The organism is Actinomadura oligospora ATCC 43269 (assembly GCF_000518265.1).
GTDB lineage: Bacteria > Actinomycetota > Actinomycetes > Streptosporangiales > Streptosporangiaceae > Spirillospora > Spirillospora oligospora.
In genome coordinates, this window is the sequence record NZ_KI912410.1 from 853,527 (window position 1) to 865,573 (window position 12,047).

Here is a 12,047-nt window from a genome sequence, read left to right on the forward strand (position 1 = left end):
AGGGCCACTTCACAGGGATTCCGGGAGACCACTTTGGCGATGTTCGACCTGCCGCTCACCGTGGACCGGGAGCGGGCCGAGCCGCTCGGCGCGCAGCTCGCCGGGCAGCTGCGGGCGGCCCTGCGGGACGGACGGCTCGTCGCGGGGGAGCGGCTGCCGTCCGGGCGGACGCTCGCGGCGGCGCTCGGCGTCAGCCGGACGGTGGTGACCGAGGCGTACGGGCAGCTGTACGCGGAGGGCTGGCTGGAGGGACGGCACGGGTCCGGCACGTACGTGACCGAGATCGTCCCGGCGCCGCGTCCGACCTGGGACGGGCCGGTGCCGCACGAGCGGTTCGTCCCCGAGGGCGTGATCGACCTGCGGCCCGGCGCGGCGTGGATCGGCGGCCTGGACGGCCCGGCGTGGCGGCGCGCGTGGCGGCTGGCGGCGGCGGCCGTCCCGTCCGCGCGTCCGGACCCGCACGGACGGCCCGCCCTGCGCGCGGCGCTGGCCGAGCACATGCGGCGCAGCCGTGGGGTGTCCTGCACCCCGGACGGCGTCGTCGTCACGCGCGGCGTCGGCAACGGGCTGGACCTGCTCGCGGCGACCGTCCTGCGTCCCGGCGACCGCGTCGGCGTCGAGGACCCGGGCTGGGCGCGCGCCCGGACGGTGCTGGACGCGCGCGGCATGACGCCCGTCCCGTGCCCGGTCGACGAGCACGGCCTCGTCGTGGACGCGCTGCCCGGCGACCTGCGCATGGTGTACACGACGCCGTCCCACCAGTACCCGCTCGGCGGCGTCCTGCCGGTGCCGCGACGGCAGGCGCTGCTGGCCTGGGCGCGGCGCACCGGCGCGCTGGTCGTGGAGGACGACTACGACGGCGAGTTCCGCTACGACGTCGCGCCGCTGCCCGCGCTGTTCGACCTGGACCCGGAGGTCGTGGTGCACCTCGGCACCACCGCCAAGATCCTCACCTCGGACGTGGGCGTGGGGTGGCTGGTGGCCCGTCCCGAGCTGGCGGAGGCCGTCGCGCGCCGCCGGATCGACCTTGCCGACCGGACGGCCGCGGTGTCCCAGGAGGCCGTCCGGCTGCTGCTGGAGAGCGGCGACCTGGACCGGCACGTCCGCCGGATGCGCGCCGAGTACGCCCGCCGCCGCGCCGTGGTGACCGAGGAGCTCGCCGGGCTGCCGCTGGTCGGCGACACCGCCGGGTTGCACCTGGTGGTGTCGCTGCCGCCGGGCCGCGCCCAGCCGATCGCCGCCGAGGCCGTCCGGCACGGCGTCCTGCTGGACGTCCTGGAACACCACCACGCCGGACCGGCCCGGTTCTCCGGGCTGGTCATCGGCTACGGCGCGGTCGCGGGACGGACCGAACTCCGCACCGCCTGCACCCTCGTCCGCCGCCTCGTCACGTCCAGGGCGGAGGTGAACTGACGCCCACCGCGTGACGCCGCGTGGAGGGGGTCACCGGGCGTTCACGGGGACGGGCCGGGGGGTTTGCGGGGGTGCCGTGGGGGCCGGTGGCGGGGGAGGGGGCGGGGCCGCGCGGGTGAGGAGTGTTTTGCGGGAGCCGTTGCCGAGCGGCCCGTCGTCACCCGCGACGGGACGCGGGCGGGGCAGCGCGGGGAGCGTCGTGTCGGGGCCGGTGACGCGGCGGACGTCGATGCCTCCGGGGTCGGGCCGGACGACGTCCGGCACCTGGGACGCGCCGAAGTGCCCGCCGCGCGCCCAGGCCCGGCGCTCGCGGCGGGACTCGTAGGACTGCGGCGTCGGCAGCGGCGGCCCGGCGGGCCAGCGGCGCGCCACGCCCCAGCCGTCCAGCCAGCGCAGGATCGGGTCGAGGCCGGTCAGCGCGCCGCCGGTGAACGGCTCGCGGGCCTCGCCGACGACCATGATCTGCGCGCAGATCCGGCCCTCGTGCCCGGGGCCGGAACCGGCCTCGGGGCCGTCCTCGGCGAGGGCGAGGGACGCGCGGAGGATCGGGATCTGCTGGACGAGCTCGCCGGAGAGCGGGTTCCAGACCAGGTGCGCGGGCCGTCCGATCTTGGCGAGGTCGGCGGCGAGCGACCGCGCGGACACGGCGCGCGGATCGGACCCGCTGGTCAGCCACACGGCCCGGGGGGCTCCGCCCCGCAGGGCGCCGCCGTCCAGTCGTGCGGGCAGCCGGACGGCCGCGGGCAGCCATGCGTCGGCCACGGTGCGTTCCCCCCTATGGGGCGCGTGGGTCACGGCCCCGTTCGGTCCGGTCCTTGCCTTCGTGCCCGGCCGGACCCTGGGGTCCGGTCGGCCCGCCCTGGGCCGGTTTGGATGGCTCTTTATTAGGCATTCGTGCCTTGTGTCGCTGATGACTACCCCCACCGGCGTCCGCTCTCACCTGGGACGGCGACTTTCCTGCGCGCACCCCCGTCCATCAGCCACGCGTCACTCCCCGCACGGTGATGAACACGCAGGTGGCGGGCTGCCGGGACGGCTGGGGAAGGTGGTGCGCGCTGCGGCCGGATCCGGCCGGGCCCGGTCCCGGCCGCCGCGGCGTCGCGGGGCCGGGCGGAACGGCGTCGCGGGGCCGGGTGGAACGGTGTCGCGGGCGCACTGGAACGGCCCGGTGGGGTGGGCTTCCCAGGGGAACCGAGCCGCGTTCTAATAGGGCCTCATGACGGCAGACGCTGAACTCCCGGCCGGGGTCCCCGGCATCGACGCGCCCCGGCTGGCCGCCTGGCTGGCCCGTGAACTGCCCGGGTCCGGGCGGATCACCCGGATCGAGGTGATCGCGGGCGGACGGTCCAACCTCACCTACGCGATCACCCTGGACGGCGGCGACCGCGACCGGATCGTGCTGCGCCGTCCGCCGCTCGGGCACGTCCTGCCGACCGCGCACGACATGGGACGCGAGTACCGGGTGCTGTCCGCGCTCGGCGCGCACGGGACGGGCGTCCCGGTGCCGGGGGTCCTCGCGCTGTGCGAGGACGCGGAGGTCGTCGGCGCGCGCTTCTACCTGATGGACTTCGTGGACGGCCGCGTCCTGCGCACGCCGGAGGAGGCCCCCGACGTCACCCCGGAGCGGGCGCGCGGGCTCAGCGAGGCGCTCGCCGCCGCGCTCGCCGCGATCCACACCGTGGACGTCGAGAAGGCCGGGCTCGCCGACTTCGGCCGTCCGTCCGGGTACATGGAGCGGCAGCTGCGCCGCTGGGGCAAGCAGTGGGACGCCTCGCGCGAGGCGATCCACGCCACCGGGACCGAGCGTGACCTGCCCGAATACGACCGGCTCGTCGCGCGGCTCGCCGGGCGGCTCCCCGCCGTGCCCGCCGCCGGAGCCCCGGCGCGGCTCGTCCACGGCGACTTCCGGCTCGACAACGCGCTGGTCCGGCTGGAGCCGAGGCCGGAGATCGCCGCCGTCGTGGACTGGGAGATGTCCACGCTCGGCGACCCGCTGTCCGACCTCGGCCTGACGCTGGTCTACTGGGCCGAGGCGACCGACCCGGCGCTGCTCCCGGTCGGCGCGACGATCACCACCGCGCCCGGGTTCATGACGCGCCGCGAGTTCGCCGGGCGGTACGCCGAGCTGACCGGCTACGACCTCTCCGACCTCGACTTCTACGTGGCGTTCGCGTGCTTCAAGCTGGCGGTCGTCCTGGAGGGCATCCACGCGCGGTTCCTGCAGCGCGCCACGGTCGGCGAGGGATTCGAGGAGATCGGCTCGGCCGTCCCGATGCTGCTCGACCGCGCGCACGGTGTTCTGGACGCGCGTTCTCCCTGGTAGCCGAGGGGCGGGTCAGCAGTAGCTGACGGCGGCGGCACCGGACGGTGCGAACGCCACCTGGCCCGTCCGCGATCCAAAGCACATGTCCTCCCGGCGCACCTGCACCGTCGTGGACTGACCGGCCGCCAGCGTTCCGGAGCCGGACGCGGAGAGGCCGTTCGAGACGCCCACGACGCGCCATGACACCGACCCGCCGGTCGCCGTCACGACGATCGGGCAGCTGCTGCCGAAGCCGATGCTGCATCCGGTCACCGACAGCGTCCCCGGACGCGGCGGACGCGACGAAGGCGGCGTCGTGGAGCGCTTCGGGGGCGGCGTGTGGGAGTGCTTCGGCGAGGACGTCGGCGACGACGGTGTCTCGGACGGCGTGCGCGTCGGCGACGCCGTCCCCTTCTTCGGGCGCAGCGTCGGCGTTCCCGAGGGCGATCCCGCACCCGTCATGGACGGTTCCACGACGCTCTCGGACGGCGTGGGCCTGGCCGGGTGCCCGCCCTTCGCGGCGGACGACCCGCCGCCTCCGCCGCCGCCAGCGAACGCCGCCACCGAAGCGCCGAGGATCGCCACGGCGGCCACGCCGCCCGCCCCGGCGAGGACGGCCCGCTTGCGTCCGCGCGCGCTGCGCAGCTCACCGGCGACCCAGCGGTCCCCGTCCTCGGGGATGCGGCCGGAGCGCCGCGGCTGCAGCTGCTCCCCGCCGTCCGCGTCGCCGCCGTCGGACGACGCGTCCCGCGAGTGGCGTCCACCGCCTCCGCCCGCAGGCCCGCGTCCGCGCTCGCCTGCCGGTCCGCGTCCGCGTGACAGGCCGCCTGCGGGCGCGTGGCCCGCGGCGTCCTGGCCGGGGACGGCGTCGAAGGTGAGCGTCGTGTCCGGCGCTCCCGAGCCGATCACGTCGGCGGCGGGACGTGCGGTGTCGGGCGCGGTCGCCTCGGCGTTCCAGCTCGGTGTCCGGTCGAGGTCCTCCCGCGGGGCCTCGGCGGGCGACTCCCACCCGGGCCCGCCGCCGGCGTGCGCGGCCGGGGCGGGCGGGCGCGCGTCGTTGGCGCGGGCCCGGCGGCCCCGCTTGGAGCGGCGCGGGCTGTACGGGGTGGGCCAGCCGTCGGGGTCCAGCGGCTCGGAGAGCGCGGCGGCGGAGCGGCGGGCCTCGGCGCGGCCGGGGGAGGCGGCGGCGTTGAGGATGTCCAGACGCAGGTCGGCCGGGATCGCGGCGATCGGCATGTAGCCGAGGATCTGGTCGGACGGGAGGTCCGGCACCGACTGGGCGGCGCACACCCGGCAGGACGCGACGTGCTCGCTGAGCGCGCGGGCCTGCGGCGGCGCGGGCGGCCACGTCCGCGGGAGCAGGGCGGCGAGGTCGGCGCAGTCGCGGGAGTGGCGGCGCGCGACCAGCGCGGCCCGCAGGCCGCTCGCGAGCGCGGCGCGGGCCTCGCGGAGGGCGGCGTCCGCCTCGTCCGGGGCCCTCCCGAAGACCTTGGCGAGGTCGGGGGCGGTCAGCCCGTGCCGGACGGCCAGGTCGAGCATCTCGCGCCGGGGGCCGTCCAGCGCGCCGAGGGCCGCGTGCGCGAGCTCGCGCCGTTCGAGCAGCCGCCCGCGCTCCTGCCGGGACATCTCGTCCGCGCCCGCCTCGGGGGCCTCCTGGCCCGTGCTGCGGGTGGGGTCCTCGCGGCGGCGCAGGCTCTCCTTGCGCGCGATCGCGTAGAGCCAGCCGCGCAGCCGCTGGGGCTCGCGCAGCGCGTCGACGTGCTCGCGCGCCGCGAACAGGCAGTGGCGCAGCGCGCCCGCCGCCTCGACACGGTCGCGCAGCAGCCCGTGGCAGTAGTCGAACAGGGACGGCGCGAAGGTGTCGTACACCTCGCTGAGCGCTATGACGTCGCCCGTGCGCAGCGCTTCCACGAGCCGGGCGTCGTCGCTCGCACCGGGCACGGCCCGACCGGTCACGTGGTGCCTCCCGGATGAGATGAGTGCGCGGTCACTTCCCGCGGCGGTCGTTCCGCGGCGTCGCTTCCCGCGGTGGTCACTTCCCGCGCCGGTCCGACGGCGGACCGGCTGCCTGGTTGACCGATCTTGCCACCGCTCGCCGTCCGATTGGCGCCATGCCGGATTTCGGACGGCCGAGACCTGCGGATCCGCGGACGCGCGCGCCCGCTGACCATCGCGTTTATCGCACTGTGAGGAAAATCTCCTTTTGGCCCCGGATGCCCTCCGGGGCTCGACGGTGCGTCGTGGTCCTCGCGCCGAGCGTGATCATCCCGCTCACGCGATCACACCCGGATGATCACTCCGGGGGATCACCGCGGGGCCGCTACGGGCACGTCCAGGAGACCGCGACGCCGCCGCCGGGGGAGAACGAGACCGTGCCGGAACCGCTCTCGTCGCAGGCGGCCAGCGTGATCGTCGCGTGCCCCGTGCCACCTGAGCGGAGCGTGCCGCCGCCCTGGGCCACGAGCGGCGACCTCGCGCCGACGCTCCATGTCACCGGGCCTCCGACGGCCACGACGGTGATCCCGCAGGATGTGTTCTGCGCCGACAGCGCGCAGCTGCCCGGGGAGACGGCGAGCCGTCCGGCGGGGGCCGTGTGCGTCGGCCCGGACGGCGTCGTCGGACGCGTCGGGGCCGGACGCGGCGAGTGGCGGGACGGACTCGGGGAGCGCGGGGACGGCGAGGCGGACGACGTGGTCGGCGAGGGCGACGCGCTCTTGGTGGGGGACGGGGTTTCGGTCGGGCCGGATGAGGAGGACGGCGGGTCCGACGCGTCCGGGGCGCTGCTGCCGGACGGCCGCGGTGTGCCGTTCGCGCTCGTGTTGGTGGACGAGCCGGGCATCAGGAAGAACCCGACGGCGACGATCAGGAGGACCGCCGCCGCGACGGCGAGGGCGGGCCAGAAGCGCGGGGACGACCGTCGCGGCTCGTCGTCCCCACCGGAACCGGACCCCGACCCCGACCCGTCCAGGGAGAGTGGCCAGCCGTCCTCGTCGAACGGCTCGGCACGCTTGGCGGCGGCCAGCAGCCGGTCGAACCGCGCCGGATCGGACGCGGCGGACAGCACGGCCGGACGCAGGTCGGCGGGCATCAGCGCGACCGGCAGCACCTGGAGCAGGCGCGCGGTCGAGACCGTCCGGCCGCGGCGCTCACGGCAGACCGGGCACGCGTCGATGTGCCGGATCAGCCGCCGCACCACCGCCGGGGGCAGCGGGGTCTCGTCGGCGCCGTCCCCGGCGAGCGCGGCGACCTCGGGACAGTCGTCGCGCCCGGTGCGGGCGATGACGGCGACGGCGAGCGCGTCGTCCAGCCTGCCCCGCGCCCGCCGGGTCAGCTCGGCCGCGCGCGGCGCGGACAGGTCGAGGACGGCCGCGACCTCGGCGGTCTCCAGGCCGTGCCGCAGCAGCAGGTCGAGCGACTCCCGCTCGGGCCCGCGCAGGTCGCCGAGGGCGGCGTGGACGAGCCGCCGGGTCGCCAGGCGGCGGGTGCGCTCCGCCTCGTCCAGGAACACGTCCTCGACCTCGGGGGCCTCGTGCCGCTCGGCCGGACGCTGCGGATCGCGCAACCGGCGCAGGCACTCGTTCCGGACGAGCGCGTACAGCCACGCGCGGAAACTCGCCGGATCGGTGAGCCCGCTCGCGTGCGCGTAGGCGGCGAGCAACGCCGCGTGCAACGCGCGGGCGGCCTGGTCCTGGTCGCGCAGCAGGGCGTGGCAGTAGTCGAACAGGCGGGCGGCGTAGGCGTCCACCAGGCGCGCGAGGGCGTCGGTGTCGGCCGCCTGGAACGGCGCGGTCGCGTCGCCGGGCGGCGGCCCGGACAGGACGTGCGCCCCCGATCTGGCCAGGGAACGCGCCAGTCGTTCGTCGTCCTGGTGATCGAGCGTGGGCCAACCGGACACGAGGTCCTCCCGCAGGCTGGGCACAGGGGATTCGAGGGAGCGCGCTCGCAGCCTGGCGCGGAAACCGGGGCGGCGCGCGGGAGATGCCGCGCGCGGGGGGTGCCGCCGGGGCCGCCGGATCGCTCGGCGGAGCGGTGATGCCTGGGACGGGCGGAGGTCGGACGACCCCGGGGAAGGCCCGCCGGAAGAAGAGGCGTGGAAGATGTGTGGAGGCCCGACGGCCCCGCTCCCCGTCGGGCCTCCACAGAGAAAGACGGCCCACTCCGCCGTCCGGTTGACACGGGTTGCCAGAGAAATTTCCGTGATTTCGGGTGACGTCCCGTGCTCCGTCCGTGACGAGCGCGAACACGGGACAGAAGGAACAGAACGGCAGGAACAGGACCTCGGGAGGTGGGTGCCGGGAACGGAACGGCCCCGCCGAGGTCGAACTCGGCGGGGCCGTCCGGGCCGTCCGGAGCGTGGGACTACCGGTGGGCGCTCACTGCTTGATGCGGCGGGAGAGCATGGCCAGGAAGATGCGGCTGATCTCCTGCGGGGTCTTGGCGACCTCGACGTCACCGCCGGTGAGCTGCGCGATCTGCTTCAGCTCGGCCGGGTTGGTGTCCGGGCCGAAGCCGATCATGTTGACCTGGATCGGCTTGTTCGGGTCCTTCTCCGACCTCAGCTTGGCGAGCGTCTCCTTCAGCGTCGGGCCGTTCTTGTCGTCGTTGGTGCCGTCGGTGAGCAGCACGATCGACGTCCCGAACTCCGGCTTGTACGTCCGCTTCATGTACTTGTACGCCGCGAGGACGGACCGGTAGATGCCCGTGTCGCCGTCCGGCTTCGGCTTCATCTGCTGGAACTGCGACAGGATCGTCGTCCGCCGGGTGCTGGACCCGATCCGCTCGCCCAGCGGGCCGACCGACACGGCCTCCTTGTACGGGACGCCGCCGGCGCCCATGTTCGTGGAGAACAGCCAGACGCCGAGCTCGGTGTCGTTCGACATCATGCTCAGCCCGCCCTGCGCGACCTGCTGGATCGCCTGGAGCCGGTTGGTGTTCGGCGCGACCGGCGCGACCATCGAGCCGGACACGTCGATCAGGGTGAGCATCCGCAGGCCGAGCGACAGCTTGGACCACGCCTGCATGACCTCGCCGACGTCCCCGGACTTCGGCGCGGGGAGCTGCCGCACGCGGCCCGCGTTCACGCCGAGCTTCGGGGAGAACGAGGACGGCGCCTTGCCGTCGGCCGACCGGAACCCGAGGTCCCGCACGTCCGACCGGGTGGCGTCGGTGTTCATCGCCTGCTCGAGCAGCCCCGCGGCCTTCTGCCGGTCGGTGTCGGCGGTCGTGACCGTGAACGGGTAGTCGAACATCAGCGTGCCGTCGTCAGGGTAGAGCGCCTGCGCGGGCTCGGCCGGGCCGGTCCTGTTGTACTTGAACACCGCCTGCTCGGACGACAGCGCGACCGGCTGGCGGGCGCGCTGCCCCTTGTGGAACTGCTTGAACTGGTCGTCCACGGTCGGGACGGTGCTCTCCCGGACGGTCCGGACGATCCCGGTGAAGATCGAGTCCTTGTTGGTGTCGCTGGCCAGCAGGATGTTGGTGACCATCAGCGCCGCCATGCCCGCGCCGTTGCGTCCCGGGTCGGGGACGAGCAGCCGGATCATGTCCGGCGGGATCATCTGGTTCTTGGTGACGCCGCCGCCCTGGACGCCGCCCGCCGCCTTCAGCAGGTTGTCCCACGACGGCGAGGCCGTGACGCCCTGCTTCTTCAGCGTCGAGGCCAGCGTTCCGGGCAGGCCGATCACCAGCGGGCTGGTCGCGACCGAGGTCTTGGTCGGCTGGATGGTCGCGCCGCCGCCCTTGGAGTTGCTGCGCACCAGCGACGTCCACAGTGAGGAGTCGGGGATCCACACGTCCGGACGCTGGTCGCCGCCCTGGTCCACGGCCGTCCCGGACAGGACGGTGGACACCTCGTACGGCTGGCTGCGGGTGACCGTCGCCTTGACGCACTTCCCGCCGACCTTGCGCCGGTCGTCGTTGAAGCGTCCGGCGGCCTTGGTCACCGCGGGCTCGATGTCGGGGGACGCGGCGACCTTGAGGCTGATCGCGTTGCCGCCCGAGCAGCCGCCGCCGCTCTCGGCGAACGCGTACACGCCGACGCCGAGCAGCAGCGCCAGGCCGATCGCGCCCGCCATCGGGCCGATCAGCGTGGACAGGCTGCGCTTGCGCCTGCGGCGTCCGGACTCGTAGCCGCCCGTCCCGTCCCCGGAACCGCCGCCGTAACCACCCGAACCACCGGAACCGCCGGACGGGTTGTCGCCCGAGCCGCCGGCGCGTCCGCCGAAGAACCCGGTCGGACGGTCGTCGGGACGGCCGAGCACGTCGTCCTCGTCGCCGTAGCCCGAGTCGCCGTAGCCGGACCGGAGGGGGCCTCGACGGGGAGCGCCCTCCTGTCCGTACCGCGCCTCACCCGGGCCTTCCTGCCCGTAGCGCGCCTCGCCCGAGCCCTCCGGGCCGGTGGCCGCGCCGTAGTGTCCGCTGCCGTACTCGTCCGCCGCCGGGGCCTGCCGTCCGAGGCCGTAGCCGCCCGCGTCGGACGCGCCGGAGAACCCGCCCGCCCCGCCGTAGGTCTGCTGCGGCCCGGACTCACGCTGCGAGAACCACTCGGGCGACTCGGAACCCGCGCCACCGGGACCGGCCGGGTACCCGCCCTGCCCCGCGTTCGGGGACGGGCTCGACGGATAGGCCCCCTGCCCCTGCGGCGCGGACGGCCCGAACAGGTATCCGCCGGAATCGCCGGGCGGCTGCGGAGGTTGCTGGGGCTGCCGAGGCCCGTCCGGGGCGCCGCCCCGGGGGCCGAACCAGTCGGAGGACGCCCGGCCCTCGTCGGCAGGGCCGTGGGGCGGCCGGGCGTCGTCGCGCCCGCCGTCACCCGGCGTCCCTTCCGGGAGGTCATTGCGATGACGTCCGTTCACGGCTGTCCTCGTTTCAGCAGAAACCCGTCGATGTTCCACGGCACTGTAGTAGTACGGCCCAGAGGTTACAAAGACCTCCAAAAACGATAATGACGCAGGTCATGAGCATATGACCCCTTGATTCATGGCTTCGCGTGGGGCGGCGGCGGGCCCTCCGGGAGGCGCGGAGCGGCGGTGCGGCGGGGCTTTCGGGGCCCTCGCGGAGAGTCTGCCGGGAGGCTCGGACGGCGCGTCCGGCGGCTCGGGCAGAGGGCCCGGCGGAGGGGCAACTCTCGTCCGCGCCCGTTCGTCCCAGAGGATGAAGACCGGAACGGCTTCACATGGCGGGGCTCGCCGGGGGCCGCGCGACCGGGGGAGCGGGTGTGAGCGAGACCAGCGGCGACGACACGACCGACCGTCCGGCGGGGCAGATCCCACTGCCCGCCCTGACCGGCGAGGACGACCCGTCCGGACGGAGCGCTCCGGCGACCGGCGGGAGGAAGCGGCGCGGACGGGCCTGGCGGAGCTGGGTGGCGTGGGGCGGGGTGGCCGCCTGGGGCACGTTCGCGCTGCTCCGCTGGGTGGACGGCGACCGGATCCCGGGCCTCGGCGTGCTCACCGCGCCCGCGCTGGCCGTGACGCCGTACGTCGCCGCGACCGCGCCGATCCCGGTCGTCGCGGCGCTCGTCCTGCGGCGTCCGCGCGCCGCGATCGCCGCCGGGCTGGTCACCGCCGGGCTGGCCGCGGCCGTCCTGCCACGCGCGATCCCCGGAGGCCAGCCCGCCGCACGCGGCCCCGAGCTGCGCGTCCTCACCGCGAACCTGAAATTCGGCTCGGCCGCTCCGGACCGCGTCGTCGACCTCGTCCGGCGGACGGACGCCGACGTCCTCAGCCTCCAGGAGTACCCGCCGGAGGCCGTCGCGAAGTTCGAGCGCGCCGGGCTGACCGGGCTCCTGCCGTACAAGGTGACCGACACGCGGTGGGGCGCGGCCGGTTCCGGCCTTTATTCGAAGTACCCCTTGCGCGCGCTGCCGTCCCTGCCGAAGACCCAGATGGCGATGCCGTCCGCCGAGTTCACCCTGCCCGGCGGACGGCGCGTCCAGATCACCGCCGTCCACCCCGTCCCGCCCATCAACGCCGAGTCGCTGGGCGACTGGAAGCGCGATCTGGGCGAACTCCCCTCCGGGACGAGCACGGCCGCCGCGTCCGCGGGCGGAGCCCCCGCGGACGGCGTGACCCGCGTCCTCGCCGGGGACTTCAACGCGACCCTCGACCACGCCACCCTCCGCCGCCTGCTCGGACGCGGCTACGCCGACGCCGCCGCCCGCACGGGCAAGGGCCTGATCCCGACGTGGGGGGTCGGCCAGGCGAGCCCGCCGCTGACCATCGACCACGTCCTGCTCGACCGGCGGTGCGCGGTCCGCGATGTTGTGGTCCTCGACCTGCCCGGCAGCGACCACCGCGCCGTCTACGCGCGCCTGCGACTCCCCTGAACAGGC

Annotated in this window: 7 protein-coding genes; 3 read left to right on the forward strand and 4 right to left on the reverse strand. The window is 75.4% G+C overall.

Annotated features, from left to right (window positions below; translation table 11 throughout):
- Positions 1–39 precede the first annotated feature (39 nt).
- Entirely contained in the window at positions 40–1,413 is a 1,374-nt protein-coding gene (pdxR, locus tag P696_RS0135740) for a MocR-like pyridoxine biosynthesis transcription factor PdxR (RefSeq protein WP_026416083.1), read from the forward strand.
- 30 nt (positions 1,414–1,443) lie between these two features.
- Here the strand turns inward: pdxR and P696_RS50300 are convergent, their stop codons facing one another.
- Positions 1,444–2,175: a hypothetical protein gene (locus P696_RS50300; RefSeq protein ID WP_051468544.1), complete on the reverse strand. Its 732-nt coding sequence runs from the start codon at positions 2,173–2,175 to the stop codon at positions 1,444–1,446.
- A 454-nt stretch (positions 2,176–2,629) separates the two neighbouring features.
- Between P696_RS50300 and P696_RS0135750 the strand changes: the two genes are divergently transcribed.
- On the forward strand, positions 2,630–3,736 hold the full coding sequence (locus tag P696_RS0135750) for a phosphotransferase family protein (RefSeq protein ID WP_026416084.1): 1,107 nt from the start codon (positions 2,630–2,632) through the stop codon (positions 3,734–3,736).
- A 12-nt stretch (positions 3,737–3,748) separates the two neighbouring features.
- Here the strand turns inward: P696_RS0135750 and P696_RS0135755 are convergent, their stop codons facing one another.
- The 3 genes from P696_RS0135755 to P696_RS0135765 all read right to left on the reverse strand — a co-directional run bounded on the left by P696_RS0135755 (position 3,749) and on the right by P696_RS0135765 (position 10,569).
- Positions 3,749–5,671 carry a hypothetical protein gene (locus P696_RS0135755; protein ID WP_026416085.1) on the reverse strand — a complete coding sequence of 641 codons (1,923 nt, stop codon included), beginning with the start codon at positions 5,669–5,671 and terminating at the stop codon, positions 3,749–3,751.
- 364 nt (positions 5,672–6,035) lie between these two features.
- The gene (locus tag P696_RS0135760; protein WP_026416086.1) at positions 6,036–7,610 is read right to left on the reverse strand and encodes a sigma-70 family RNA polymerase sigma factor; all 1,575 of its coding nucleotides are present in this window, start codon (positions 7,608–7,610) and stop codon (positions 6,036–6,038) included.
- A gap of 478 nt (positions 7,611–8,088) precedes the next feature.
- Positions 8,089–10,569, reverse strand: coding sequence for a substrate-binding domain-containing protein (locus tag P696_RS0135765; protein ID WP_026416087.1), 2,481 nt, complete (start codon positions 10,567–10,569; stop codon positions 8,089–8,091).
- 362 nt (positions 10,570–10,931) lie between these two features.
- Here P696_RS0135765 and P696_RS50305 point away from each other — a divergent pair, with 362 nt between their 5' ends.
- Positions 10,932–12,041 (forward strand): endonuclease/exonuclease/phosphatase family protein, encoded by a 1,110-nt coding sequence (locus P696_RS50305; RefSeq protein ID WP_170026674.1) that lies wholly within the window; start codon positions 10,932–10,934, stop codon positions 12,039–12,041.
- Positions 12,042–12,047: the final 6 nt, after the last annotated feature.